Genomic DNA, 24,249 nt, shown 5'->3' with positions numbered 1-24,249 from the left:
TGATGCCGGCCACCCGAGTGAGCTCCTGTGCGGAGCCGGCCGAGGGCTACTTGACGCTGCCCCCGGCTGCCACGATCTTCTGCTCAGCTGAGCCGGAGACCTTGTCAACCGCGACATTCAGCTTAACCGAGATGTCACCGTTTCCGAGAACCTTGACCTTCTCGTTCTTCCGGACGGCACCCTTGGCGACGAGGTCGACCGTGGTGACGTCGCCACCCTTCGGGTACAGCTCGGCGAGCTTCTCCAGGTTCACGACCTGGTACTCGACGCGGAAGGGGTTCTTGAAGCCACGGAGCTTCGGGGTGCGCATGTGCAGCGGCATCTGCCCACCCTCGAAGCCGACCTTGACGTTGTAACGCGCCTTCGTACCCTTGGTACCGCGACCCGCGGTCTTACCCTTGGACGCCTCACCACGGCCCACGCGCATCCGGGACTTCTTGGCACCGGCGGCGGGACGGAGGTGGTGCACCTTCAGGACCTGCTCGCGCTTCTCAGCGGGCTCGTCCTTCGCGGGCTTCTTGGCTGCAGCAGCCTTGGGGGCCGCCTTCGCCTTGGGCTCGGCCTTCGCGGCAGCCGTCTTCGGAGCTGCCTTGGCAGCGGCCTTGGGGGCCTTCTCCTCAGTGGTTTCGTTCTTCTCAGCCATTAGTCGATCTCCTCAACCTGTACGAGGTGAGCAACAGTGTTCACGTAGCCGCGGTTCTGCGCGTTGTCCGGGCGGACGACGACAGCACCGATGCGACGGAGACCCAGGCTGCGAAGCGTGTCGCGCTGGTTCTGCTTCTCACTAATTCTGCCCTTGATCTGGGTGATCCTCAGCTGGGCCATCAGGCACCTACCTTCGCAGCAGCGGCCGCCTGAACGGCCTCTGCCTCTGCACGGAGCAGGCGGGCCGGAGCGACCTGGTCGAACTCGAGACCACGACGGGCTGCGACGGCACGAGGTTCCTCGAGCTGCTTCAGCGCCGTGACGGTCGCGTGGACGATGTTGATCGTGTTGGACGAACCGAGCGACTTGCTCAGCACGTCGTGGATCCCGGCGCACTCGAGGACGGCGCGGACGGGACCACCGGCGATGACACCGGTACCAGCGGCGGCGGGGCGCAGGAGCACCACACCGGCTGCTGCCTCACCCTGGGTGGGGTGCGGGATGGTCGAGCCGACGCGCGGGACGCGGAAGAAGTTCTTCTTCGCCTCTTCGACGCCCTTCGCGATCGCGAGCGGGACTTCGCGAGCCTTGCCGTAGCCGACGCCGACCATGCCGTTGCCGTCACCGACGACCACGAGGGCGGTGAAGCTGAAGCGACGACCACCCTTCACGACCTTCGAGACACGGTTGATGGTCACGACGCGCTCCAGGAACTGGCTCTTGTCGCTGTCGCGGCTACCGCGGTCGCGGTTGGGGTTGCGCTCGCGGCCTCCGCGGCGCGCCTCGCGCGGCTCGCGGTCGCCGGTGGGCGCCGTCGATGCCGCGGTCTCGACCGGGGCCTCGGCCACGGTCGCCACAGGCTCTTGCTGCTGCTTGTTGTCTTCGCTCACAGGTTCAATCCGCCCTCTCGAGCACCATCGGCAATTGCTGCCACGCGACCTGCGTAGCGGTTGCCTCCACGGTCAAATACGACATCGTCGATGCCGGCTGCCTTGGCACGCTCGGCGATGAGTTCGCCGACCTTGCGCGACTTGGCGGTCTTGTCGCCGTCGAACGTCCGGAGGGTGTCCTCCATGGTCGAGGCGGAGACGAGGGTGTGACCCTTCGTGTCATCGACAACCTGCACGAACACGTGACGGGCTGAACGGTTGACGACGAGGCGCGGACGGACCGCGGTGCCCTCGACCTTCTTGCGCAGACGCGTGTGGCGACGGCCACGTGCGGCAGTCTTCGTTGGACGAGCCATGGTTACTTACCAGCCTTTCCGGCCTTGCGACGCACGATCTCGCCGGCGTAGCGCACACCCTTGCCCTTGTACGGCTCGGGCTTGCGGATCTTACGGATGTTGGCGGCGACCTCGCCGACGGCCTGCTTGTCGATACCGGCGACCGTGAGCTTGTTGTTGCCCTCGACGGTCAGCGTGATGCCGACCGGCGGCTCGACGGTGACGGGGTGCGAGAAGCCGAGCGCGAACTCGACGGCGCTGCCCTTCTGAGCGACGCGGTAACCGGTACCGACGACCTCGAGGCCCTTGGTGTAGCCCTGGGTGACGCCGATGATCTGGTTCGCGATGAGCGTGCGGGTCAGGCCGTGGAGCGAGCGCGAGTTGCGCTCGTCGTCGGGACGCGTGACGAGCAGCTGTGCGTCTTCGAGCTTGACCTCGATGGGGCTCGCGACGGTGAGCTGGAGCTCACCCTTCGGGCCCTTGACGGTGACGTTCTGACCGGCGACGTCGATGGTGACGCCTGCCGGGATGTCGATGGGGAGTCTTCCAATACGAGACATGACTGGCTACCACACGTAGGCGAGGACTTCCCCACCCACGCCCTTCTTCTCGGCCTGGCGGTCCGTGAGGAGGCCGCTGGAGGTGGACAGGATGACGACGCCGAGGCCGCCGAGGACCTTGGGGATCTCGTTCGACTTCGCGTAGACGCGGAGGCCGGGCTTCGAGACGCGCTTGATGCCGGCGATGGAGCGCTCGCGGTTCGGGCCGAACTTGAGGCTCAGCGAGAGCGTCTGTCCGACGGCCGCGTCAGCGACCTCCCAGCCGGAGATGTAGCCCTCGGACTTGAGGATCTCGGCGATGTTCACCTTGAGCTTGGAGTGCGGCATCGACACGGTGTCGTGGTGCGCCGAGTTCGCATTGCGCAGTCTGGTCAGCATGTCTGCGACCGGATCTGTCATGGTCATATCGAGTGTTTCCTTTGTTCACCAGGTTTCGACATCCTGTGCAAGGGTGCCGACCTGTGGTGGTTGAACCGTTCTGGGCAGGAGTGCCCCGAACGGGCGGAAGCCCGGTCCTCGACATACACCGAGGACCGGGCAGAAGCTCAGCCTACTTGGACTCAGCCGCCTTGAACGGGAAGCCGAGCGCCTTGAGCAGCGCGCGACCCTCGTCGTCGTTCTTGGCCGTGGTCACGACAGTGATGTCGAAGCCGCGGACACGATCGATCTTGTCCTGGTCGATCTCGTGGAACATGGACTGCTCCTGGAGACCGAAGGTGTAGTTGCCGTTGCCGTCGAACTGCTTGTCCGAGAGGCCGCGGAAGTCGCGGATACGCGGAAGAGCGAGGCTCAGCAGGCGGTCGAGGAACTCCCAAGCGCGGTCGCCACGAAGCGTGACGTGAGCGCCGATGGGCTGACCCTCGCGCAGCTTGAACTGCGCGATGGACTTGCGTGCCTTGGTGACCTGCGGCTTCTGGCCGGTGATCTTGGTGAGGTCCGAAACAGCGCCGTCGATGACCTTGCTGTCGCGAGCGGCCTCGCCCACACCGGTGTTGACGACGACCTTCACGAGTCCGGGCACCTGGTGCACGTTCGTGAAGCCGAAGTCCTTCTGCAGCTGCGGAAGGATCTCAGCGCGGTACTTCTGCTTGAGACGGGGCTGGATTTTGCCAGTCGCCACTTCTGTGTCGGTCATTACAGGTCCTTACCTGACTTCTTGGCGTAACGAACGCGGACCGTCTTGGTGACGCCGTCCTTCGTGACTTCCTCGTTGCGGTGGCCGACCTTGGTCGGGCCCTTGGTCTCCGGGTCGACGAGCGCGACGTTGGAGATGTGGATCGAAGCCTCGACGGTCTCGATGCCGCCGGTCTTGGTTCCACGCTGGGTCTGGCCGACACGGGAGTGCTTCGTGACGTAGTTGACGCCCTCCACGATCACCCGGTTCTTGTCCGCCAGGACCTCGATGACGCGACCCTGCTTGCCGCGGTAACCACCGCGGTCCTGCTTCGGGCCGGAGACGACCTGAACCAGGTCGCCCTTCTTGATCTTTGCCATGACTTAGATAACCTCCGGCGCCAACGAGACGATCTTCATGAACTTCTTGTCACGAAGCTCGCGACCGACCGGTCCGAAGATGCGGGTACCACGGGGGTCCCCGTCAGCCTTCAGGATGACAGCGGCGTTCTCGTCGAACTTGATGTACGAACCGTCGGAACGACGGGTCTGCTTGCGGGTGCGGACGATGACCGCCTTGACGACGTCGCCCTTCTTGACGTTGCCACCGGGGATCGCGTCCTTGACGGTCGCGACGATGGTGTCACCGAGGCCCGCGTAGCGGCGGCCGGAGCCACCGAGCACGCGAATGGTCAGGAGCTCCTTGGCGCCGGTGTTGTCGGCGACCTTGACTCGTGATTCTTGCTGAAGCATTGTTCGCTTTCCTCTCAGTAAGCCGCGAGGCCTACTTGGCCTTCTCGAGAATCTCGACCAGACGCCAGCGCTTGGTGGCGCTGGTGGGGCGGGTCTCGCTGATCAGGACGAGGTCGCCGATGCCGGCGGAGTTCGCCTCGTCGTGAGCCTTGACCTTGGAGGTGCGGCGGATGACCTTGCCGTAGAGCGGGTGCTTCACGCGGTCCTCGACCTCGACGACGATGGTCTTCTCCATCTTGTCGCTGGTCACCAGACCACGGCGGGTCTTGCGGTAGCCACGAGCAGCGGCGTCCTTGACGTCGTGCTCGGCCGACTCGTGACCCTCGGGGGCCTTGTCAGTAGCGGTAGCCATGTCTAGGCCTCCTTCGTGGTCTCGGCGTCGGCTGCAGCGGTGTCCTCGGACTTCGGTGCGGCCTTGGCCTTCTTGGTCTTCTTCTCAGCCTTGGCCTCGACGACCTCGACGGTCGGCGTGGCACGGATGCCGAGCTCGCGCTCACGGATGACCGTGTAGATGCGAGCGATGTCGCGCTTCACGGCGCGCAGGCGGCCGTGGTTCTCGAGCTGCCCCGTGGCCGACTGGAAGCGCAGGTTGAACAGCTCTTCCTTGGCCTTGCGGAGCTCCTCGAGGAGGCGCTGGTCTTCAAAGGTGTCGAGCTCGACGGGGGTGAGCTCCTTGGATCCGATCGCCATTATGCGTCGCCCTCCTCGCGCTTGATGATGCGTGCCTTGAGGGGCAGCTTGTGGATTGCACGGGTGAGCGCTTCGCGGGCCAGGGTCTCATCGACTCCGGCGACCTCGAACAGCACACGACCCGGCTTGACGTTCGCGACCCACCACTCGGGCGAACCCTTACCGGAACCCATGCGGGTTTCGGCGGGCTTCTTGGTCAGCGGACGGTCGGGGTAGATGTTGATCCACACCTTTCCGCCACGCTTGATGTGACGCGTCATGGCGATACGAGCGGACTCGATCTGACGGTTGGTCACGTAAGCGGGCGTCAGGGCCTGGATACCGTACTCACCGAACGACACCTTGGTGCCACCGGTCGCCTGGCCGGAACGGCCGGGGTGGTGCTGCTTCCGGTGCTTGACTTTGCGTGGGATCAACATGGTTATGCCTCAACTCCTGCGGCGGCGGGCGCCTCAGCAGCTGCCTTGGGGGCGCTGCTCGGACCGGCGTTCCGACGGGGGCGGTCGCCACCGTCGCGACGTTCCGGACGCGTCGACTTCTGGTTGGCCTGCTCGCGAGCAAGCTCCTTGTTGGTGATGTCGCCCTTGTAGATCCAGACCTTCACGCCGATGCGGCCGAACGTGGTCTTCGCCTCGTAGAAGCCGTAGTCGATGTTCGCGCGGAGCGTGTGCAGCGGCACACGGCCTTCGCGGTAGAACTCGGAACGGCTCATCTCGGCGCCGCCGAGGCGGCCGGACACCTGGATGCGGACACCCTTGACGGTGGACGTGCGCTGAGCGCCCTGCAGGCCCTTACGCATCGCGCGGCGGAAGGCCACACGTGCGGAGAGCTGCTCGGCGATGCCCTGCGCGACGAGCTGAGCGTCGGCCTCGGGGTTCTTGACCTCGAGGATGTTCAGCTGGATCTGCTTCTTCGTGAGCTTCTCGAGGTCGGCGCGGATGCGCTCGGCCTCGGCGCCACGGCGACCGATCACGATGCCCGGACGGGCGGTGTGGATGTCGACGCGGACGCGGTCACGGGTGCGCTCGATCTCGATGCGGCTGACACCAGCGCGGTCGAGCGAGGTCGCCAGCAGACGGCGGATCTTGACGTCTTCCGCGACGAAGTCGCTGTAACGCTGACCCTTCTTCGTGCTGTCGGAGAACCAACGCGACACGTGGTCGGTCGTGATTCCCAGACGGAAGCCGTATGGATTGACTTTCTGACCCATTACTTGCTCACCTTCTTGGCCTTGGCAGCGCCGGCAGTCTCATCAGGCGTCGAGAGCTCGACGGTGATGTGGCTGGTGCGCTTGAGGATGCGGAACGCGCGGCCCTGTGCGCGGGGACGGAAACGCTTGAGGGTTGCACCCTCATCGACGTACGCCTTCGCGATGTACAGGTCCTGCTCGTCAAGGAACACGTTGTCCTTGTCGGCCGTGACGCGAGCGTTCGCGATGGCCGAGGCAACGAGCTTGTAGATGGGCTCGCTGGCGCTCTGTGGTGCGAACTTCAGGATGGCCAAGGCCTCCTGAGCCTGCTTGCCACGGATGAGCGCGACGACACGACGGGCCTTCTGGGGGGTGACGCGGATGTGTCGCACGCGGGCGATCGACTCCACCATTTCTCTTCCTCCTTCACGTCACCGCGTTAGCGGCGACGGCCCTTCTTGTCGTCCTTCACGTGTCCACGGAAGGTGCGGGTGGGCGCGAACTCGCCGAGCTTGTGCCCGACCATCGTCTCGGTGACGAACACCGGGATGTGCTTGCGACCGTCGTGGACGGCGATGGTGTGACCCAGCATCGCCGGGATGATCATCGATCGACGCGACCAGGTCTTGATCACGTTCTTGTTGTTGGCCTCGTTCGCCGTGACGACCTTGCGGAGCAGGTGGTCGTCGACGAAGGGGCCCTTCTTGAGACTGCGTGGCATCTTCTCTTACTCCTACTTACGCTTCTTGCCGGCGGTACGACGACGAACGATGAGCTTGTCGCTTTCCTTGTTGGGGTGGCGCGTGCGGCCTTCCTTCTGGCCCCACGGGCTGACCGGGTGACGTCCACCGGAGGTCTTGCCCTCACCACCACCGTGCGGGTGGTCGATCGGGTTCATCGCGACACCACGGACGGTCGGGCGGACGCCCAGCCAGCGCTTACGGCCGGCCTTACCCCAGTTGATGTTCGACTGCTCGGCGTTGCCGACTTCACCGATGGTGGCGCGGCAGCGCAGGTCGACGTTGCGGATCTCACCGGACGGCAGACGGAGCTGCGCGTACGGGCCGTCCTTCGCGACGAGACGCACCGATGCACCCGCGGAGCGGGCCATCTTCGCGCCGCCGCCGGGACGGAGCTCGATCGCGTGGATGACCGTACCGGTGGGGATGTTCTTCAGCGGCAGGTTGTTCCCGGGCTTGATGTCCGCGCCGGCACCCGACTCGACCACGTCGCCCTGGCTGAGCTTGTTCGGAGCGAGGATGTACCGCTTGGTGCCGTCCACGAAGTGGAGCAGCGCGATACGCGCGGTGCGGTTGGGGTCGTACTCGATGTGAGCGACCTTGGCGTTGACGCCGTCCTTGTCGTTGCGACGGAAGTCGATCAGACGGTACTGGCGCTTGTGGCCACCACCGATGTGACGCGTCGTGATGCGGCCCTGGTTGTTGCGACCACCGGTCTTCGACAACGGACGAAGCAGCGACTTCTCCGGCGTGGTGCGGGTGATCTCCGCGAAGTCCGCGACAGACGAACCGCGACGACCAGGAGTCGTGGGCTTGTACTTACGAATAGCCATTTCTTATTCCTCTTCGTTCCCGGCCGTCTTAGCCAACAGCCGTGAAGATGTCGATGGAACCCGACTTGAGCGACACGATGGCGCGCTTGGTGTCCTTGCGCTTGCCGGTGCCGAACTTGGTGCGACGGGTCTTGCCCTGACGGGTGAGGGTGTTGATCGAAGCGACCTCGACACCGAAGATCTTCTCGATGGCGAGCTTGATCTCGGTCTTGTTCGAGCGCGGGTCGACGAGGAAGGTGTACTTGCCCTCGTCGATCAGGCTGTAGCTCTTCTCGGAGACGACCGGCGCGAAGATGACGTCGCGGGGGTCCTTGTTGATCGCGGTCATGCCGAGACCTCCTCGGTTGCGGCCGTGTTGCCGGTCTTGCTGGCGACGAATGCCTCGAAGGCGGCCTTGGTGAAGACGATGTCGTCGGAGACGAGCACGTCGTATGCGTTCAGCTGGTCGTACGACAGCACGTGCACGTTCTGCAGGTTGCGGACGCTGCGGAGGCTGACCTCGTCGTCGCGCTGGAGGACGATCAGGACGTGCTTCGAGGAAGCGACGTTCGTCAGGTACTCGGACACGGCCTTCGTCGACGGCTTCTCACCGATCGAGAGGGAGTCGACGACGTGCAGGCGGCTGCCGCGTGCGCGGTCGGAGATGGCGCCGAGGAGAGCCGCGGCGATCATCTTCTTGGGGGTGCGCTGTGCGTAGTTGCGGGGCACTGGACCGTGGACGATGCCACCGCCGGTCATCTGAGGTGCACGGATGGAGCCCTGACGAGCGTTACCCGTACCCTTCTGCTTGAACGGCTTGCGGCCGGCACCGGACACTTCGCCGCGGCGCTTGGTCTTGTGCGTCCCCTGGCGGGCGGCAGCGAGCTGCGCGACGACCACCTGGTGGATGAGCGGGATGTTGGTCTGAACGTCGAACACCTCGGCAGGAAGGTCGACGGTGCCGGCCTTCTTGAGCTTGGTGTCGAGCACGTCGAGAGTAGCGATAGCCATGGAACTACGCTCCCTTCACTGCGGTGCGGACGAATACGATGCGGCCACGAGCGCCGGGAACGGCACCCTTGACGAGCAGCAGGCCCTTCTCGGCGTCGATGGCGTGAACGCGGAGGTTCAGCACGGTGACGCGCTCGCCACCCATACGACCGGCCATGCGCATGCCCTTGAAGACACGGCTCGGGGTCGAGGAGGCGCCGATGGAGCCCGGCTTGCGGTGGTTGCGGTGAGCACCGTGAGATGCGCCCGTTCCCTTGAAGTTGTGACGCTTCATGACACCGGCGAAACCCTTACCCTTCGAAGTGCCGACGACGTCGACCTTCTGGCCGGCCTCGAAGACACCGTCGACGGTGAGCTCCTGGCCGAGCGAGTACTCGGATGCGTCGGCGGTGCGGACCTCGGTGAGGTGACGACGCGGCGTCACGCCGGCCTTGTCGAAGTGACCCGCGTCAGGCTTGCTGACCTTGCGGGGATCGATCTGGCCGTACGCGATCTGCACGGCGTCGTAGCCGTCGACCTCGGGGGTGCGAACCTGCGTGACCACGTTGGGCGTGATCTCGATGACGGTGACGGGAACGAGCTTGTTGTTCTCGTCCCACACCTGGGTCATGCCGAGCTTGGTGCCGAGCAGACCCTTGCTGGTCTTCGTGTTAGACATGTCTTCCTTCCGTCTCTACCGAGCTCAGAGCTTGATCTCGATGTTGACGTCCGCCGGCAGGTCGAGACGCATGAGCGAGTCGACGGCCTTCGGGGTCGGGTCGATGATGTCGATCAGACGCTTGTGGGTGCGCATTTCGAAGTGCTCCCGGCTGTCCTTGTACTTGTGCGGCGAACGGATCACGCAGACCACGTTCTTCTCCGTCGGAAGCGGCACGGGGCCGACGACGGTTGCGCCTGCACGGGTGACCGTGTCGACGATCTTGCGCGCCGAAGTATCGATGACCTCATGGTCATACGACTTCAGTCGGATGCGGATCTTCTGTCCCGCCATGTGTGACTCACTCTCTGTCTCGCGTCGTGCGGATCGCTCCGTATTGGACGCATATCGTGCGCTTTGCAACGTTCGGTTGCTCCGCGCCATTGGCACTACTGGTGTCGCACCACTGTTCTGCTGTCAACGACCACTCGTGTCTTGCGACCCTCGTGGTCATCCACCGGCATCCACCCCGACTCGTGGTCGGCGCTGGGCGTAGCACTGCTACGACCTGGATTGCGATGAAGTGATTGGTGTTCTGCTACCCGCGGCCTAGGCTCGATCCCTGTCGCGTTGCCGCGTCTGGGAGCTCCTATGCACTACCTGGCAGTGATCCGCCGGAGCGCGCACGGGCACGCTCGTCCGAAATACTGAACTGGACTAGTTTGCCACGGATCCACCATGCGTGCAACCCGGGCGTGTCGCGCGCGGCGGATGGTCAGGATCCGCCCAGTCTCGGGCGTCGAGAGCACCGAGGCGCCGCTGCTCAGCAGGGCTCGACGACGTTGTCGACCTCGACCGGACGCACCCCCGGGGTGCCCTCGAACCGCACCGCGTCGACCGTCGCGCCGGACACGTCCGCATCGACGTCGAGCGTCACCGTCGCGCCCGGCGCGATCGCCACCACCACGTAGGCCACCGGGCGTCCGTCGTCCGATCCGGCCGTGTACGGGACCTCGGCGCCGTCAACCCGGACCGAGCGGATGTCGGCGCCGTCGGGCGCGTAGGCCATGACCCGCAGGCGCATCCAACCACGTGGGAGCCCCTCACGCTCGTGGAACCCCGCGATGTAGTCGAACGCCTCCGTGTCGAGCTCCGGCTCCGTGTCGATCGTGTTGGAGAGTTCCGACGTGACCATCACCGTGCGGGTTCCGTCGACGTCGCACGACCCCGCACGGACACGGACCTGCTGTCGGAGGTAGTACTCGAGCTTGGACCCGACCGCGTCCGAGAGGTACAGCCCGAACGGCACCGAACGAGACGAACGCTCGGGCAGGGCGCCGCCGACCCCGGCGAGCACCAGCGCCCGCTCCTCGACGCGGTCGGGACTCCAGGCGAGCAGACGCCGCTCGTCGACCGCCTGGACCCAGCCGTCGATCGCCCGGGGCACCTCCATGGACCCCGCCTGCAGCTGCGACGTGAGCGCCTGCACGACGGCGGTGAAGGTCGCGTCCTGGGCCCGGTTCGCCTCGTCGCTGAGACCGGGGTGGTCTCGGTACACGCCGTTCAGGAGCTCGTCGACCACCGTCTCGCTCGACACCTCCGTGCCGTCGGCCAGCTCCACGGGGCCGGTCGCTCGCAGCAGGTGGGACAACGCGACCGGATCCACGGCCAGCACCAGGTCCGGCACGACGCCCTGGCTCTCCTCCCACAGCCGCGAGGCCACCTGCGCACCGTACGGGAAGTCCGGCCGCGCCGTCACCTCATGGATGGAGGTGCCTGCTGCAGCGTAGCCCTCGGTCCGGTAGAGCGCGTCGGCATCGGCCGGCAGGGGCACCACCGGATCGGCGTGCGACACGAAGTCCGCGCCGCCGAGGGTCCTGGTCACGCTGAGCACCCCCTCCTCGACGTGCACGAGCACCGAAGCTCCTGCGATGCCGCCGAGGGCCCGGCTCTCCGCCGAGTTCTGGAACAGCACGACAACGTCTCGCGGACCCTCCTCCCCCAGGAACCCGGGCAGCGCCCGAAGCACCGGTGCGAGCCGCGCGGCGAGCGATGAGGCCTCGCGCAGCGGTCCGTCGAGTCCACCCAGCGCCGACACCACCTGCGGCAGGAGCACCGAACGGTCGAGACGGTCGAGGCGCGCCACCTGCTCCTCGAGTCGCTCGAGCGCACGCGCCGAGCTCCGGGCAAGTCTCCCCACTCGCTCCGTGTCCAGTCGCCCGTCGACCGCCAGTCCGTCGAGGGACAGGGCGAGGACCGGCTCGACGACCTCGTCGACGACCACGTGCGCCGCCTCGACGGCCGTGCGCACCGCCTCGAAGTTCGCCCCGGAGACGGGCACGCGTTCCGCAAGCCACCAGTCAGGCCGCTGCGTCGACGCCAGTGCCCGCTCGACCGCATCTCCTGCACGCTCCACGGCGGCAGGATCGATCGCGTCGGTGCCGCCGCCATCGCCGCCCGCCCGGATCGTCTCGAGCTCCGGCAGGACCGACTCGAGCTCCTCCCGGACGGACATGGCCTCCACCGCCGCCGACACGGAGGCTCCAGCGATGCCGAGCAGGACGGACAGGGCGACGGCGCTCGGGATCAGGACACGTGGGCGCGACAGACGACGCGGGCGAATGGAGGAACGGGACACGGTCACCTCGGGCGGCTCGATGCAGAATGGGTCGACCGATATCTTACATATGAGTCACCCGGTTGCCGATCGGCCGACAGCGCGCACGACGAAGGGCCCGGAGCGAAATGCTCCGGGCCCTTCGTGTGGAACCGTGCCGACCCTGAGGTCGATCAGGGGTTCGCGTCAGCGGATGCTTACGCGAGCACCTTGGTGACGGTGCCGGCGCCGACGGTGCGGCCACCCTCGCGGATGGCGTAGCCGAGGCCGACCTCCATGGCGATGGGCTGGATCAGCTCAACGGTCATGTCGGTGGTGTCGCCGGGCATGACCATCTCGGTGCCCTCGGGCAGCGTGATGACGCCGGTGACGTCGGTGGTGCGGAAGTAGAACTGCGGACGGTAGTTCGCGTAGAACGGGTTGTGACGCCCACCCTCATCCTTGGACAGGATGTACGCGGTGCCCTCGAAGTTCGTGTGCGGCGTGACCGAACCCGGCTTCACGACGACCTGGCCGCGCTCGACGTCTTCACGCTTCGTGCCACGGAGCAGGAGACCACAGTTCTCGCCGGCCCATGCCTCGTCGAGCTGCTTGTGGAACATCTCGATACCCGTGACGATCGTCTTCTGCGTCGGGCGGATGCCGACGATCTCGACCTCGGAGTTGATCGCGAGCGTGCCACGCTCGGCGCGGCCCGTGACGACGGTTCCACGACCGGTGATCGTGAAGACGTCCTCGATCGGCATGAGGAAGGGCTTGTCCTTGTCGCGCACGGGGTCGGGGACGTTGGCGTCCACGGCGTCCATGAGGTCGAGGATGCTCTGCACCCACTTCTCGTCGCCCTCGAGCGCCTTGAGGCCCGAGACGCGGACGACCGGTGCGTCCTCAGCGAAGCCCTGCGAGGCGAGGAGCTCGGAGACCTCGAGCTCGACGAGCTCCAGGATCTCCTCGTCGTCGACCATGTCGGACTTGTTCAGCGCGACGAGCAGGTAGGGGACGCCGACCTGCTTGGCGAGCAGCACGTGCTCACGCGTCTGAGCCATCGGGCCGTCAGTGGCGGCGACGACCAGGATCGCGCCGTCCATCTGCGCAGCACCGGTGATCATGTTCTTGATGTAGTCAGCGTGACCGGGGGCGTCGACGTGCGCGTAGTGGCGCTTCGGGGTCTCGTACTCGACGTGCGAGATGTTGATCGTGATACCACGCTGACGCTCTTCCGGCGCGGAGTCGATCGACGCGAAGTCGCGCTGCACGTTGGTCGCGGACGGGAACTTGTCCGCCAGGACCTTCGAGATCGCCGCGGTGAGCGTGGTCTTGCCGTGGTCGACGTGACCGATCGTACCGATGTTGACGTGCGGCTTGGTCCGCTCGAACTTGGCCTTTGCCACTGTGAGTCCTCCTCAGGACGTTGTGCGGGACGCCGGGCACCATTCGATGCCCGACGCACTGCAGGGATGTGTATTCATGTTACGCGATCCGCCCGGGTGTTCGCACACCCGGCCGGACCGCGGTGAAGAGAGAGTGAGTGACTACTCGCCCTTGTTCTTCTGGATGATCTCGTCGGCGACAGCCTTCGGGACCTCCGCGTAGCTCTCGAACGTCATCGAGTACACGGCACGACCAGAGGTCTTCGACCGGAGGTCGCCGATGTAGCCGAACATCTCGGAGAGCGGCACGTTGGCACGGATGACCTTGACGCCGGTGGCGTCGTCCATGGACTGGATCTGTCCACGGCGCGAGTTGAGGTCTCCGATGACGTCGCCCATGTACTCCTCAGGAGTACGCACCTCGACCGCCATGAGCGGCTCGAGGAGGACGGGGTTGGCACGCGAGTAGGCCTCCTTGAGACCCATCGAGCCGGCGATCTTGAACGCCATCTCCGAGGAGTCGACGTCGTGCGCCGCACCATCGGTGATGATCGCCTTGACACCCACGACCGGGTAGCCCGCGAGGCCACCGACCTGCAGGGCGTCCTGGAAACCGGCGTCGATCGACGGGATGTACTCGCGCGGGATGCGACCACCGGTCACGGCGTTCACGAACTCGTAGGTCGTCTCCGGAGTGACGTCCATCGGCTCCAGATCGAACTGGATCTTCGCGAACTGACCCGAACCACCGGTCTGCTTCTTGTGCGTGTAGCCGTACTTCTCGACCTTGCGCTTGATGGTCTCGCGGTACGCGACCTGCGGCTTGCCGACGTTGGCCTCGACGTTGAACTCGCGCTTCATGCGGTCGACGAGGATGTCGAGGTGGAGCTCGCCCATGCCCTTGATGACCGTCTGGCCGGTCTCGGTGTTCTGCTCGGTGCGGAACGTCGGGTCCTCTTCGGCCAGCTTCTGGATCGCGGTGCCCAGCTTCTCCTGGTCGGCCTTGGTCTTCGGCTCGATCGCGACCTCGATGACGGGCTCCGGGAAGCTCATCGACTCGAGGACGACCTGGTTCTGCGGGTCGGACAGGGTGTCACCGGTGGTGGTGTCCTTCAGGCCGATGACCGCGTAGATGTGACCGGCGGTGACGAAGTCGACCGGGTTCTCCTTGTTGGCGTGCATCTGGAAGATCTTCCCGATGCGCTCCTTCTTGCCCTTGGTCGAGTTGATGATCTGCGCACCGGAGTCGAGACGACCCGAGTAGACGCGGACGTAGGTCAGGCGACCGAAGAACGGGTGCACCGCGACCTTGAACGCGAGCGCGGTGAAGGGCTCGGTCGAGTCGGGGTGACGCTCCACGACCTTCTCCTCGTCGCGCGCGTCGTGGGCCTCGATGGCCGGGACGTCGAGCGGGGAGGGGAGGTAGTCGATGACGGCGTCGAGCATCGGCTGGACGCCGCGGTTCTTGAACGCGGAGCCACAGAGGACCGGGTACATGGTGCTCGTGATGGTGAGGTGACGGATCGCGGCCTTGATCTCCGCGACGGTCAGCTCTTCGCCACCGAAGTACTTCTCCATGAGTGCGTCGTCGGTCTCGGCGACGGCCTCGAGGAGCGCGGTGCGGTACTCGGCCGCCTTCTCCTTGAGGTCTTCCGGGATCTCCTCGATGGCGTACTTGGCGCCCATCTCGACGTCACCCTTGGCGTCTCCGCGCCAGGTGAGCGCACGCATCTCGACGAGGTCGACGACGCCCTCGAAGTTGGACTCGGCACCGATCGGCAGCTGGATGACCAGCGGCTTCGCGCCGAGGCGGCTGATGATCGTGTCGACGGTGAAGTAGAAGTCGGCGCCGAGCTTGTCCATCTTGTTGACGAAGCAGATGCGCGGGACGTCGTACTTGTCGGCCTGACGCCAGACGGTCTCGGACTGGGGCTCGACGCCCTCCTTGCCGTCGAACACCGCGACCGCGCCGTCGAGGACGCGGAGCGAACGCTCGACCTCGACCGTGAAGTCGACGTGGCCGGGGGTGTCGATGATGTTGATCTGGTTCTTGTTCCAGAAACAGGTCGTCGCGGCGGACGTGATGGTGATGCCGCGCTCCTGCTCCTGCGCCATCCAGTCCATCGTCGACGCACCGTCGTGGGTCTCGCCGATCTTGTGGTTGACGCCCGTGTAGAACAGGATGCGCTCGGTGGTGGTGGTCTTGCCGGCATCGATGTGGGCCATGATGCCGATGTTGCGGACCTTGTTCAGGTCGGTGAGCACGTCTTGTGCCACGGGGTCCTCCGGGGATAGGTAGGGGTGAGCTGATTCACTCAGGTGTGCGAGGGCGGGCGGATCGCCCGCCCTCGCATCGGGCGGCGACTACCAGCGGTAGTGCGCGAACGCCTTGTTCGACTCGGCCATCTTGTGCGTGTCTTCACGACGCTTGACAGCTGCACCGAGACCGTTCGATGCGTCGAGGATCTCGTTCTGGAGACGCTCGGTCATCGTCTTCTCGCGGCGGCCCTTCGCGTAGCTCACGAGCCAGCGCAGGGCGAGGGTGTTGGCGCGGTGAGGCTTGACCTCGACCGGCACCTGGTAGGTGGAACCACCGACGCGGCGCGAACGCACCTCGAGGGTCGGGCGGACGTTGTCGAGCGCCTTCTTGAGCGTGACGACGGCGTCGCCCTGGTTCTTGGCGGTGACGCCTTCGAGTGCGTCGTAGACGATGCGCTCAGCGAGGCCCTTCTTGCCGTCCAGCAGGATCTTGTTGACGAGCTGGCTGACGATGGGGGCGCCGTAGACGGGATCGGCGACGACGGGACGCTTCGGAGCTGGACCCTTGCGAGGCATTACTTCTTCTCCATCTTCGCGCCGTAGCGGCTGCGAGCCTGCTTGCGGTTCTTGACGGCCTGCGTGTCGAGGGCGCCACGGACGATCTTGTAACGGACACCCGGGAGGTCCTTCACACGACCACCACGGACCAGGACCAGCGAGTGCTCCTGGAGGTTGTGGCCCTCACCGGGGATGTACGCGGTGACCTCGGTGCCGTTGCGCAGCTTCACGCGGGCGACCTTGCGCATCGCCGAGTTCGGCTTCTTCGGGGTGGTGGTGTACACGCGGGTGCACACGCCGGCCTGCTGGGGGTTGCTCTTCAGGGCGGGCGCCTTGGTCTTGACGACCTTGGGGCTGCGGCCCTTCCGAACCAACTGCTGAATGGTTGGCACTACTTGCTCCTTGATGATGACTGCACGGTGACAGTGGTACTGCAGCATTCGTGGACCGGTCTCCCGGATCACGAGGTCGTATGGACCCACCGGCGCCGCGCGAGTGCGCGTCGCTTTCGTGGTGGGTATGCCGTGGGGGCGATCGGCAACCGGGACCAGCCCGGCGGGGATCAACCCGATGGTGCAAGACTGCTGTCCACTCCCCCGAGCCAGGCTCCGGAGAACGTGGACAGCACGAGAGCGCACGACAGCGCGCACACCCAAACAAGACTAGCCCGCCGACAGGCTGTGGTCAAACGACGACGGCCCCTGGGAGCATCGCTCCCAGGGGCCGTACAGCTCGGCGTCTACGGGGACGGGACGAAGGTCGCGCCCTCGTCGGTGAAGCCCTCGATCGTGCCGCCGACGACGAAGTCGACGGGGTTGATGCTGTAGCCCGGACCGGTCTGGCCGGTGGCCGGGTCGGTCAGCGTGCAGGTCATCGACATGCGTCCGACGGTCTCGGAGTCGACGGTCCAGCCGCCTCCCGCGAAGTCACCGATCGTGAAGGTCGGGCGCGTGTCGAACTTCCAGGTCACACCGGAGGGGGTGAAGCCGGTGTCGTTGCGGATCTCGAAGGGGCACCCCTCCGGGGCGAGCTCCGTCGCCGCACCGCAGCCGTCGATGTACGCGTTGACGGCCTCCTCGACGGCGGTCGTCCCGGCGTCGGTGAGGGCGACGGCGAGCGTCGCGGGTTCCGCGGCCTGACCGAAGCCCACGGCCGTCGTGGTCGTCGCCTCGGCGGTGTACCAGTCGCTCTCGCTGAGGGCGACGTCGTAGGTGCCCGGGAGGGCGCGCAGCTGGTACGAACCCTCGGCGATCGGTTCGACGTCGGTGAGGTCGACGCCGCCGACCGTCGCGACCGCGTCCTCAGGGGCGACCACGTCGACCTGGACCGTGCTGAGTTCGGGAGCCTCGAGCTTCCACTTGTCGAAGAGCACGGCGTCCTTGCCGACCTTGGTGAGCGTGAACTCCTGGTCGACGCTCTCGCCGCCCTGGGTGAGACGGGCCTCGACGGTCGCGGTGTTCCCGCTGGTCGTCGTCTTCCCGATCGTGTAGCCGGAGACCTTGCCGGACGCCGCCTTGTACGCGTCGTCGGTCAGCAGCACGTCGGCCGCCGACACCTCGGTACCGGAGAGCTTGAGCGCCTGTTCGGCGTCGCCCGACTTGAGGGCGTCGAGGTAGCTCTTGACCGTCACCTCCGGGGCGTGGAGGGCGTTGCCGACGCTGACGCCGACGATGCCACCGACGATGATGAGGAGGAGGGCGCTCCCGCCGGCGATGATGCCGGTGAGCCCCTTCTTCGAGAGCTTCTTCTTGGGCGGCTGCTGGCCGCCGCCGTACCCGCCGGCGCCCTGCGCGTAGGGCGCCTGGCCGTACTGCTCGGTGGGCTGCTGGCCGTACTGCCCCGTGGGCTGCTGGCCGTACTGACCGGTTCCCTGCTGACCGAACTGCTCGGTCGGCTGCTGGCCGTACTGCGCCGTCTGACCGTACTGACCGGTCTGTTGGCTGTACTGACCGGACTGCTGCCCGTACTGGCCCGTCTGCTGGTCCTGCTGGCCGGACGACTGCTCACCGTACTGGCCGGACTGCTGCCCGTACTGCCCAGACGGCTGCGTCGGCGACTGCCCGTACGGCGACTGCTGTCCGTACTGCCCCGTCTGCTGCTGGCCTGAGCCCGACTGCTGCGGGCCGTTGCCCTGCCACCCCTGCTGCGGGTCGGGCTGAGCGGGTGGTCGCTGCCACTGGGGCTGCTGCGGGTTCTGATCTCCGGGATCGGTCATGGTGTTGCGCCCCCAATGAGCATGGATCGTGCTGATGACAAGTGCTCGAAAGTATAGTGACGGGTGTCGGACAGCACGATGGGGAGATCTCCCCTCCTGCGTCCGGGTGAACCCCGACGGCTACCAGGGCGAGGTGGGGGAATCCAGCTCCAGCGCGAGGTCGTCGAGGAGCGCGGTGACCTGCGGTTCGACGTACCGCTCCACGGCGTCGTGGATGGCGAGGCGGTGCCCGACGAGGAGTTCGCAGATGCGGCGCCCGGTCTCGTTCGCGCACTGGTCGGCGAGGGCGATCTCGGTGCGCAGCGCCTCCTTCGCGTCGTCCGACAACGGCGGAGGTGGCGGGACCGTCCTCGCCTGGGATTCGCCGAGCTCCGCGAGGGTGAAGAGGTAGGGCTGCTCGGGATCCGGGTCGGGGTCGAGCTGCAACCCGTCGAACTCCGGGTCGAGCCCCTCCCCGGGGCGGTAGGAGCGCTGCGCCTCGCGCAGGTCCGCCGCGCGCAGTTCGGCGCGGAGGACAGGGAGGTTCCGCTCGGTGTACTCCGCCACCGCGTGGTCGACGATTGCCTTCATCCGGGTGGCGAGGCCGTGCTGCACCTGGTGCGGGACGTCGTCCACGAGGCCGGCCGCCCGCAGGATCGGCGACCCGATGCACCGGCGGCAGATCCGGGTGCGTCCACGGTGGGCGGCGGGGTGCCAGCGCGGCAGCCACCGGAGCCAGGCGTCGACGGCCTGGCTCACGCTGGTCTCGAGCGAGCGCTCCATACTCACCGAGGGTAGCGCCTCGGCGGCCGCATCGGCCTCAGCGCCGCCCGGCGGCGCGCTGGTCCCGTGCTGCTCGACGGGCGAGCGCACCGGACGGCTGCAGCCGACTCACGAGACTGCGCTTCGCGCGGTAGCGGAAGCGGCTCCGCTGGCGGGCGAACCAGCCGAGCGCTCCCTGCGCCCGGGAGGCCTCGGCCTCCGACCGCTGCCACAGCTCGTCGGCCGTCGTGTCGTCCACGTCACGACCGGAGAAGACGACATCGTCGGTCGTCCCCGCGAGCGCGGTGAGCGTGGTCGCGCCCTCCGGTTCCTGGGCACCGAGCATGGACGCCGTGGCCGACCGCGTGGCGGCCGGGGGCACCGTGTACCCGAGTTCGGCGTAGCGGTCGATCAGCTCGTCCCACGCACCGGCGGCGCTGCGGTCACCACTGCCCGCGCGGCGACGCTTCGTCCGCCGACGCTTCGCGCCGGAGATGGCGAGGAGCGGGATGAAGTACAGCGACACCGGGACACCCACGATCAGCGCGAGCCACCAGACCCACTCCGGGATCACGAGTCCGTCGTTCTTGTCCTTGTCGTCGCCATCGTCGATCGAGGCCTCGGTGAGGAGGCTGTCGTCGAGGTTGTCGCTGCGCGGCGGCTGACGCACCTGCGGCTGCGGCTCGGTCTTGGGCTTCGGGTCCTGGTCCTGCGGGATCTCGGTCTCATCGGGGGTCGGTGAGAACGCCACCCAGCCGTAGCCCTCGAAGGGCACCTCGACCCACGCCGTCACGTCGTCTCCGACGACCTGCACCGAACCCTGGCCCTCGGTCACCTCGGGCGCGAAGCCCATGACGACCCGCGCGGGGTAGCCGAGCGAGCGGGCCATGAGCGCGAACGCCGACGCGTACTGCTCCTCGTCGCCGACCATCGGTGTGCGGGTGAACAGCTCCGACATCCGGTCGGCGCCGTGGCCGGCGCGCGACGGAGAGCTGTCCGAGGCGAGTCCGTGGCTGAGGAACCCGGTGGTGCGGAGCGTCTGCTCGATCCGCGCGCAGCTGGGCCATGGGCGTCGTCTCGGTGCCGACGAACTCCGAGGCCTTCGCGACGACGATGTCGGGGATGTTCGTGACGGGCGGCAGCTCGACCGCTGCGGTCGGTGTCGTCGCGAGGGCCGTGTCGCTCGGGACGGCCTGCGTCGTGGTCCGCTCCTCGTAGTCGTCGCCGGTGCCGATCCCCGAGGTGACGACGGCCGCGCCGCTCTCGGCGTTGTAGCGGATGTCCTCGGATCGCTCCGCCGCCTTGCCGTCGAGGGTGAGCGCGCTCGGATATCCGACGCTGGGCACCCAGATGTCGTCGTAGCCGGTGATGTCGATCGACACCCGGCGGTCGCCACCGGCCGTGATGAGCTCCGGTCCGGGCAGCTGGTCGCCGACGAGTTCGAAGGCACCGGAGCCGTCGGTCGCCGTGGACGGTCCCGAGACGGTCCACAGGCGTCCGTCGTAGCTGTCCATGGCCGCCAGACGGATCCGATCCCCCGGCTCGAGGCCGGTGGCGGTGAAGAGCTTCGTCTCGGCGAGGTCCTTCGTGTACTCGCGGAACCCGGCGAGCGGGCTCGGGTACTCCAGGGGGTCGAACGGCGGGGTGACGACCTCGCGGAGGACGAACCGGGAGTCCGTGGGCGGTGAGGCGACCACGGCCGCGCCGCCGCCGACGACGACCGCGACGGCGGCGAGGACGGCCGTGCCGATGATCTTCTTGCGACGGAGGACGGCGGTGGTCGACGCCGCCGCGTTCTCGCCACGACCGGCACCCGGCCGCCACCCGAGCCAGAGGAGGGCGATCAGCGCGAACGCGATCCCGCGGACGGCCGCCAGGAAGGGCGTCTGCGTGCCGAGGAGGACGCCGAGCGCGTACAGCACGGTCGGGCCGACGAGCAGGATGGCGCAGCGCACGGCGACCTGCGGACGGCGCGGCAGCCAGCGGACGGCGAGCACGGCGGAGACGACCCCGACGAGCATCCCCGCGACGTAGGGCAGGGTCATGATGTAGGCGGGCGCGCTCAGCGGGGTCTGCAGGGTGACGAAGTCCTTCCACCCGAACACCGCCCCGATGCTGATCCCACCGAGGGTCCGCAGGTTCGGGAGGACCGCGAACGTCGCGACCGACGGCATCGCCAGGGCACTGCCGAAGACGTAGAAGACGAGGACGGTCGAGAGACCGGTCAGGAGGGCGTTCAGCCGGAGCGCGTGGGAGGCGACACCGACCGCCATGCCGAGCGCGAGACCGCCGAGGCCGGCGAGGAGGAACCCGGTGCCGCTGAGCGCCGCACCGAAGCCGAGCAGGCCGAGGGCCGCGAGGACGAAGACGACCGCGAGGTCGATCCAGGAGCGGCCGGGCAACGGCCACGGCGCGACGAAGGTCGGGACGATGCCCTGGACGTCGACGTCCGCGGCCGAGCCGGCGGGAACGCGTCCGGGGCGCACGGTCGTGCGCTCGTCGACCCCGCTCACAGGGCCCTCGACATGACCTTGGCGAGGTCGCTCAGTGCCCCGACCGTCATGACGTTCATCCCGGCGACGTCCTTGATGCCGGCCCGTGCACCGCGTTCGACGCGGATGCCGAACACGTTGACGTCGGGACCGAAGAGGCGTTGGATCCCCCGGTACTCCTGTGCCTCGAGCCGCGAACCGGCGACGATGATGACGACACTCGGTGCAGGCAGACGCTTCGTGGTCTCCCGGGCGAAGGTGCGTGGGGTGTCGAAGGTGCCCTCGGCGAGCTGCAGCCTGCAGCTGTCGTCGAGGAAGGAGGTCACGGTGTGGGTCCGCAGCGCGAGCCGGTCGGTCACGACGCTGATCGGCACCTGGTCGAGGATCACCTGGGTCGCGATCGACGCGGTGAGCGACACCGCCAACTCGAACTCGTCCTCGTCGTCGGCGTAGTAGCGGGAGTCGGTCGTCATCACCATGGTGAGCTGCGACCGCCGAGTCTCCTCGAACTGCCGCACCATGAGCTGGCCCGTCTTCGCGGAGGACTTCCAGTGGATGTAGCGGCGGTCATCACCGGGGACGTACCCGCGGAGCGCGTGGAAGGAGATGTCGTTGTTCGTGATGGTCTTCGTGACGAGGCCCTCGAGGTCGCGGATGAGACCGGCGGCCGTCGGGTGGAGCCGCGTGGTCTCAGGGTGCACGAAGAGCTCGACCGGTTCCGTCCAGCGCACCTCGCGGCGCAGCAGACCGAGCTGATCGCCACGGACCGACACGGCAGGCCCGGCCGGGATGACGGCTCGCCGGTTCGTCGGGACGGCGAACAGCTCCTCGTGCTCGCCGTCCTTCGGGATCGCCGGGATCGCGAACTCCGCGAGGCCGTAGCCCACGGGGACCTCGAGGCGCGTGGGCGTCGTGGCGCGGTTGCCGGGGTTGGCGATGAGGACCTGCCCGATCGCGCGCTCCCCGACGGTGACGCGGCTGGGGTTCAAGTGGATGGAGATGCGGAAGGTCGACCGCCCGAAGAGGTACGCGACGGAGGCCAGCAACGCGGCCAGCGGCACGAAGCCGAGGAAGACGAGCTCCGCCCACCCCAGGATGAAGCCGGCGACGGTCGCGATGACGCCGATCGCGAGCACGACCCAGCCGAGGCCGCTGACGACAGCGAGCACGGGCTGCGCTGCCGACCAGACGACCCTGGCCCAGGGCACGACGACGGCACCGACGCCGTCGAGCGCGCTGCGGAACGGGTTCGGCCGTCGAGCGGGAGCCGGCGCGCCATCGATGTGCGCATCGGGACCCTCGGGCCCCGCCTCGGCAGGCGCGCCGACCGACGCCGTGCGGACCGGATCGGATCCGTCCGGCGCGGCGGCGGCGCGCTGCTCGAGGGTCTCGCTCATGCTGCGCGGTACGCCGGCGGAGCGATGCTGACGAGGACCCGGGCGACGACGTCCTGCGCGGTCACGCCGGCGAAGTCGGACTCGGGGTCGATGATGATGCGGTGCGCGAGGACGGCCTGCGCGAGGTCGTTGACGTCGTCGGGGGTGACGTAGGTGCGTCCCTGCGAGATCGCCCAGGTCTTGACCGCGCGCACGAGGGCGAGCGCACCACGCATGCTCACGCCGAGCGCGACGTCCTGGTCGTCCCGCGTCGCCGCGACGACGTCGGCGACGTACTCGAGGATGCTGCCGTCGACGTGCACCTCGGTGGCGAGCTGCGCCATGGTGATGACCGCGCTGGAGGCGATGATCGGCTGCACCTTCGTCGCGCGTGCCCGGTTGGAGGCGTCGAGCAGCAGGTTCACGGAGGTCTGGCGGTCGGGGTAGCCGAGCGTCGTCTTGATGAGGAAGCGGTCGAGCTGCGCCTCGGGCAGCTTGTACGTGCCGGCCTGCTCGATCGGGTTCTGCGTCGCGATGACCATGAACGGCTTGCCGGCCTCGTAGCTCGTGCCGTCGATCGTGACGATGCCCTCCTCCATCACCTCGAGGAGCGCCGACTGCGTCTTCGGCGAGGCACGGTTGATCTCGTCCGCGAGCACGATGGAGGCGAAGATCGGTCCCTTGTGGAACTCGAAGATCCCCTTGCCCTGGTCGTAGATCGTCACACCGGTGACGTCGGACGGCAGGAGGTCGGGCGTGAACTGGATCCGCGAGCTCGTGCCGTCGAGCGTGTTCGCGAGGGCCTTCGCGAGCACGGTCTTGCCGGTGCCCGGGTAGTCCTCGAGGAGCACGTGGCCCTCCGAGAGCATGGCCGTGACGACGAGCTTGATGACGTGCTCCTTGCCGAGGATGGCCTGCTCGACGTTGCCGACGAGCTTGCCGAACGCGTCGGCGAACCAGGTGGCCTGTTCCTGCGTGACAGTCATGGAGGTGTTGGGTGCTTTCGTCGTAGGAGTGGAGAGGTGGAAGGTCGAGCCGCTACATCGCGTTCCATGCGGCTGCTGAGGTCGGCCCCGATGCGTGAACGTCTCGCCCGTCGCCGTGTTCCGGAAGAACGCGGTGATCGTCTCGCCGGCGGGGATGACGCCGAGGTGGTTGTTGTGGACGAAACTGCCCGTCCCACTGGCGTTGATGTTCGAGGTCGAGCCGCACCGCCGAGCCATTGCGCTGGATCTGCACGTCGTAGTTG

30 protein-coding genes and 1 pseudogene are annotated in these 24,249 nt (G+C 67.1%); all 31 read right to left on the bottom strand.

Annotated features, from left to right (window positions below; translation table 11 throughout):
- Positions 1-46: 46 nt before the first annotated feature.
- A complete protein-coding gene (gene rplO, locus AC5JOC_RS05470; RefSeq protein WP_079705265.1) occupies positions 47-643 on the bottom strand; it encodes a 50S ribosomal protein L15 in 597 nt (198 codons plus the stop codon).
- Positions 643-825 carry a 50S ribosomal protein L30 gene (rpmD, locus tag AC5JOC_RS05465; RefSeq protein ID WP_079001710.1) on the bottom strand — a complete coding sequence of 61 codons (183 nt, stop codon included), beginning with the start codon at positions 823-825 and terminating at the stop codon, positions 643-645. Before rpmD ends, rplO begins: the two co-directional genes overlap by 1 nt.
- A complete protein-coding gene (gene rpsE, locus AC5JOC_RS05460) occupies positions 825-1,493 on the bottom strand; it encodes a 30S ribosomal protein S5 (protein ID WP_229939737.1) in 669 nt (222 codons plus the stop codon). The genes rpmD and rpsE overlap by 1 nt, the downstream gene beginning before the upstream one ends.
- A gap of 38 nt (positions 1,494-1,531) precedes the next feature.
- Positions 1,532-1,891, bottom strand: coding sequence for a 50S ribosomal protein L18 (gene rplR, locus AC5JOC_RS05455; RefSeq protein WP_064296693.1), 360 nt, complete (start codon positions 1,889-1,891; stop codon positions 1,532-1,534).
- Between the two features lie 2 nt (positions 1,892-1,893).
- Entirely contained in the window at positions 1,894-2,430 is a 537-nt protein-coding gene (rplF, locus tag AC5JOC_RS05450) for a 50S ribosomal protein L6 (protein ID WP_064296694.1), read from the bottom strand.
- A gap of 6 nt (positions 2,431-2,436) precedes the next feature.
- Complete coding sequence (gene rpsH / locus AC5JOC_RS05445; RefSeq protein WP_064296695.1) at positions 2,437-2,835, bottom strand: 30S ribosomal protein S8; 399 nt, start codon at positions 2,833-2,835, stop codon at positions 2,437-2,439.
- A gap of 145 nt (positions 2,836-2,980) precedes the next feature.
- Entirely contained in the window at positions 2,981-3,565 is a 585-nt protein-coding gene (gene rplE, locus AC5JOC_RS05440) for a 50S ribosomal protein L5 (RefSeq protein ID WP_056008119.1), read from the bottom strand.
- On the bottom strand, positions 3,565-3,924 hold the full coding sequence (rplX, locus tag AC5JOC_RS05435; protein WP_056008121.1) for a 50S ribosomal protein L24: 360 nt from the start codon (positions 3,922-3,924) through the stop codon (positions 3,565-3,567). Before rplX ends, rplE begins: the two co-directional genes overlap by 1 nt.
- 3 nt (positions 3,925-3,927) lie before the next feature.
- On the bottom strand, positions 3,928-4,296 hold the full coding sequence (gene rplN, locus AC5JOC_RS05430; protein WP_064296696.1) for a 50S ribosomal protein L14: 369 nt from the start codon (positions 4,294-4,296) through the stop codon (positions 3,928-3,930).
- A 31-nt stretch (positions 4,297-4,327) separates the two neighbouring features.
- Positions 4,328-4,648 carry a 30S ribosomal protein S17 gene (gene rpsQ, locus AC5JOC_RS05425; protein ID WP_056008125.1) on the bottom strand — a complete coding sequence of 107 codons (321 nt, stop codon included), beginning with the start codon at positions 4,646-4,648 and terminating at the stop codon, positions 4,328-4,330.
- Between the two features lie 2 nt (positions 4,649-4,650).
- Positions 4,651-4,986, bottom strand: a complete 336-nt coding sequence (gene rpmC, locus AC5JOC_RS05420; protein ID WP_079705264.1) for a 50S ribosomal protein L29 — start codon at positions 4,984-4,986, stop codon at positions 4,651-4,653.
- Positions 4,986-5,405, bottom strand: a complete 420-nt coding sequence (rplP, locus tag AC5JOC_RS05415) for a 50S ribosomal protein L16 (RefSeq protein WP_056008131.1) — start codon at positions 5,403-5,405, stop codon at positions 4,986-4,988. Before rplP ends, rpmC begins: the two co-directional genes overlap by 1 nt.
- 2 nt (positions 5,406-5,407) lie before the next feature.
- Positions 5,408-6,196: a 30S ribosomal protein S3 gene (gene rpsC / locus AC5JOC_RS05410; protein ID WP_064296699.1), complete on the bottom strand. Its 789-nt coding sequence runs from the start codon at positions 6,194-6,196 to the stop codon at positions 5,408-5,410.
- The gene (rplV, locus tag AC5JOC_RS05405; RefSeq protein WP_056008137.1) at positions 6,196-6,588 is read right to left on the bottom strand and encodes a 50S ribosomal protein L22; all 393 of its coding nucleotides are present in this window, start codon (positions 6,586-6,588) and stop codon (positions 6,196-6,198) included. The genes rpsC and rplV overlap by 1 nt, the downstream gene beginning before the upstream one ends.
- A 26-nt stretch (positions 6,589-6,614) precedes the next feature.
- Entirely contained in the window at positions 6,615-6,896 is a 282-nt protein-coding gene (rpsS, locus tag AC5JOC_RS05400; protein ID WP_064296700.1) for a 30S ribosomal protein S19, read from the bottom strand.
- 12 nt (positions 6,897-6,908) lie between these two features.
- On the bottom strand, positions 6,909-7,748 hold the full coding sequence (rplB, locus tag AC5JOC_RS05395) for a 50S ribosomal protein L2 (protein WP_064296701.1): 840 nt from the start codon (positions 7,746-7,748) through the stop codon (positions 6,909-6,911).
- Positions 7,749-7,776: 28 nt separating this feature from the next.
- On the bottom strand, positions 7,777-8,076 hold the full coding sequence (gene rplW / locus AC5JOC_RS05390) for a 50S ribosomal protein L23 (protein WP_056008147.1): 300 nt from the start codon (positions 8,074-8,076) through the stop codon (positions 7,777-7,779).
- Positions 8,073-8,738 (bottom strand): 50S ribosomal protein L4, encoded by a 666-nt coding sequence (gene rplD / locus AC5JOC_RS05385; RefSeq protein WP_079705263.1) that lies wholly within the window; start codon positions 8,736-8,738, stop codon positions 8,073-8,075. The genes rplW and rplD overlap by 4 nt, the downstream gene beginning before the upstream one ends.
- 4 nt (positions 8,739-8,742) lie before the next feature.
- A complete protein-coding gene (gene rplC / locus AC5JOC_RS05380; protein ID WP_056008154.1) occupies positions 8,743-9,396 on the bottom strand; it encodes a 50S ribosomal protein L3 in 654 nt (217 codons plus the stop codon).
- A 24-nt stretch (positions 9,397-9,420) separates the two neighbouring features.
- Positions 9,421-9,729, bottom strand: coding sequence for a 30S ribosomal protein S10 (rpsJ, locus tag AC5JOC_RS05375; RefSeq protein ID WP_005050520.1), 309 nt, complete (start codon positions 9,727-9,729; stop codon positions 9,421-9,423).
- Between the two features lie 469 nt (positions 9,730-10,198).
- Positions 10,199-12,019 carry a DUF4012 domain-containing protein gene (locus tag AC5JOC_RS05370; protein ID WP_494245700.1) on the bottom strand — a complete coding sequence of 607 codons (1,821 nt, stop codon included), beginning with the start codon at positions 12,017-12,019 and terminating at the stop codon, positions 10,199-10,201.
- Between the two features lie 170 nt (positions 12,020-12,189).
- Positions 12,190-13,380 carry an elongation factor Tu gene (gene tuf, locus AC5JOC_RS05365; RefSeq protein ID WP_064296705.1) on the bottom strand — a complete coding sequence of 397 codons (1,191 nt, stop codon included), beginning with the start codon at positions 13,378-13,380 and terminating at the stop codon, positions 12,190-12,192.
- A gap of 141 nt (positions 13,381-13,521) precedes the next feature.
- The gene (gene fusA / locus AC5JOC_RS05360; protein WP_079705261.1) at positions 13,522-15,636 is read right to left on the bottom strand and encodes an elongation factor G; all 2,115 of its coding nucleotides are present in this window, start codon (positions 15,634-15,636) and stop codon (positions 13,522-13,524) included.
- A gap of 87 nt (positions 15,637-15,723) precedes the next feature.
- Positions 15,724-16,194 carry a 30S ribosomal protein S7 gene (gene rpsG, locus AC5JOC_RS05355; protein ID WP_064296707.1) on the bottom strand — a complete coding sequence of 157 codons (471 nt, stop codon included), beginning with the start codon at positions 16,192-16,194 and terminating at the stop codon, positions 15,724-15,726.
- Complete coding sequence (gene rpsL / locus AC5JOC_RS05350) at positions 16,194-16,568, bottom strand: 30S ribosomal protein S12 (RefSeq protein WP_056008169.1); 375 nt, start codon at positions 16,566-16,568, stop codon at positions 16,194-16,196. Before rpsL ends, rpsG begins: the two co-directional genes overlap by 1 nt.
- A 347-nt stretch (positions 16,569-16,915) precedes the next feature.
- Positions 16,916-18,391: a zinc ribbon domain-containing protein gene (locus AC5JOC_RS05345; RefSeq protein ID WP_192004666.1), complete on the bottom strand. Its 1,476-nt coding sequence runs from the start codon at positions 18,389-18,391 to the stop codon at positions 16,916-16,918.
- Positions 18,392-18,511: 120 nt separating this feature from the next.
- Positions 18,512-19,153, bottom strand: coding sequence for a spermidine/putrescine ABC transporter substrate-binding protein (locus AC5JOC_RS05340; protein WP_192004665.1), 642 nt, complete (start codon positions 19,151-19,153; stop codon positions 18,512-18,514).
- A 37-nt stretch (positions 19,154-19,190) separates the two neighbouring features.
- The gene (locus tag AC5JOC_RS05335) at positions 19,191-19,925 is read right to left on the bottom strand and encodes a DUF4129 domain-containing protein (protein WP_494245922.1); all 735 of its coding nucleotides are present in this window, start codon (positions 19,923-19,925) and stop codon (positions 19,191-19,193) included.
- 3 nt (positions 19,926-19,928) lie between these two features.
- A pseudogene (locus AC5JOC_RS05330) lies at positions 19,929-20,063 on the bottom strand (transglutaminase-like domain-containing protein); the annotation flags it as partial.
- A 1,578-nt stretch (positions 20,064-21,641) separates the two neighbouring features.
- On the bottom strand, positions 21,642-23,021 hold the full coding sequence (locus tag AC5JOC_RS05325) for a DUF58 domain-containing protein (protein WP_494245696.1): 1,380 nt from the start codon (positions 23,019-23,021) through the stop codon (positions 21,642-21,644).
- Positions 23,018-23,986, bottom strand: coding sequence for an AAA family ATPase (locus AC5JOC_RS05320; protein WP_079001701.1), 969 nt, complete (start codon positions 23,984-23,986; stop codon positions 23,018-23,020). The genes AC5JOC_RS05325 and AC5JOC_RS05320 overlap by 4 nt, the downstream gene beginning before the upstream one ends.
- Positions 23,987-24,249 lie beyond the last annotated feature (263 nt).

This window comes from Plantibacter sp. (assembly GCF_059073635.1).
The sequence above is the reverse complement of the archived record's forward strand: the minus strand, read 5'-3'. Positions and strand labels throughout refer to the sequence as shown.

Excerpts from the sequence above, each read along its gene's own strand:
- rplC (WP_056008154.1), bottom strand. The coding sequence starts at position 9,396 with ATGTCTAACACGAAGACCAGCAAGGGTCTGCTCGGCACCAAGCTCGGC.
- rpmD (WP_079001710.1), bottom strand. The coding sequence starts at position 825 with ATGGCCCAGCTGAGGATCACCCAGATCAAGGGCAGAATTAGTGAGAAG.
- rpmC (WP_079705264.1), bottom strand. The coding sequence starts at position 4,986 with ATGGCGATCGGATCCAAGGAGCTCACCCCCGTCGAGCTCGACACCTTT.
- rpsS (WP_064296700.1), bottom strand. The coding sequence starts at position 6,896 with ATGCCACGCAGTCTCAAGAAGGGCCCCTTCGTCGACGACCACCTGCTC.
- AC5JOC_RS05325 (WP_494245696.1), bottom strand. The coding sequence starts at position 23,021 with ATGAGCGAGACCCTCGAGCAGCGCGCCGCCGCCGCGCCGGACGGATCC.
- rplO (WP_079705265.1), bottom strand. The coding sequence starts at position 643 with ATGGCTGAGAAGAACGAAACCACTGAGGAGAAGGCCCCCAAGGCCGCT.
- rplF (WP_064296694.1), bottom strand. The coding sequence starts at position 2,430 with ATGTCTCGTATTGGAAGACTCCCCATCGACATCCCGGCAGGCGTCACC.
- rpsG (WP_064296707.1), bottom strand. The coding sequence starts at position 16,194 with ATGCCTCGCAAGGGTCCAGCTCCGAAGCGTCCCGTCGTCGCCGATCCC.
- rplD (WP_079705263.1), bottom strand. The coding sequence starts at position 8,738 with ATGGCTATCGCTACTCTCGACGTGCTCGACACCAAGCTCAAGAAGGCC.
- AC5JOC_RS05320 (WP_079001701.1), bottom strand. The coding sequence starts at position 23,986 with ATGACTGTCACGCAGGAACAGGCCACCTGGTTCGCCGACGCGTTCGGC.
- AC5JOC_RS05340 (WP_192004665.1), bottom strand. The coding sequence starts at position 19,153 with ATGGAGCGCTCGCTCGAGACCAGCGTGAGCCAGGCCGTCGACGCCTGG.
- rplX (WP_056008121.1), bottom strand. The coding sequence starts at position 3,924 with ATGGCAAAGATCAAGAAGGGCGACCTGGTTCAGGTCGTCTCCGGCCCG.
- rplW (WP_056008147.1), bottom strand. The coding sequence starts at position 8,076 with ATGACCGCGATCAACAAGGACCCCCGCGACGTCATCTTCGCGCCGGTC.
- rplN (WP_064296696.1), bottom strand. The coding sequence starts at position 4,296 with ATGCTTCAGCAAGAATCACGAGTCAAGGTCGCCGACAACACCGGCGCC.
- rplB (WP_064296701.1), bottom strand. The coding sequence starts at position 7,748 with ATGGCTATTCGTAAGTACAAGCCCACGACTCCTGGTCGTCGCGGTTCG.
- rplP (WP_056008131.1), bottom strand. The coding sequence starts at position 5,405 with ATGTTGATCCCACGCAAAGTCAAGCACCGGAAGCAGCACCACCCCGGC.
- rplV (WP_056008137.1), bottom strand. The coding sequence starts at position 6,588 with ATGGTGGAGTCGATCGCCCGCGTGCGACACATCCGCGTCACCCCCCAG.
- rpsC (WP_064296699.1), bottom strand. The coding sequence starts at position 6,196 with ATGGGTCAGAAAGTCAATCCATACGGCTTCCGTCTGGGAATCACGACC.
- rplR (WP_064296693.1), bottom strand. The coding sequence starts at position 1,891 with ATGGCTCGTCCAACGAAGACTGCCGCACGTGGCCGTCGCCACACGCGT.
- rpsQ (WP_056008125.1), bottom strand. The coding sequence starts at position 4,648 with ATGGCTACCGCTACTGACAAGGCCCCCGAGGGTCACGAGTCGGCCGAG.
- rpsH (WP_064296695.1), bottom strand. The coding sequence starts at position 2,835 with ATGACCATGACAGATCCGGTCGCAGACATGCTGACCAGACTGCGCAAT.
- rplE (WP_056008119.1), bottom strand. The coding sequence starts at position 3,565 with ATGACCGACACAGAAGTGGCGACTGGCAAAATCCAGCCCCGTCTCAAG.
- AC5JOC_RS05345 (WP_192004666.1), bottom strand. The coding sequence starts at position 18,391 with ATGACCGATCCCGGAGATCAGAACCCGCAGCAGCCCCAGTGGCAGCGA.
- rpsJ (WP_005050520.1), bottom strand. The coding sequence starts at position 9,729 with ATGGCGGGACAGAAGATCCGCATCCGACTGAAGTCGTATGACCATGAG.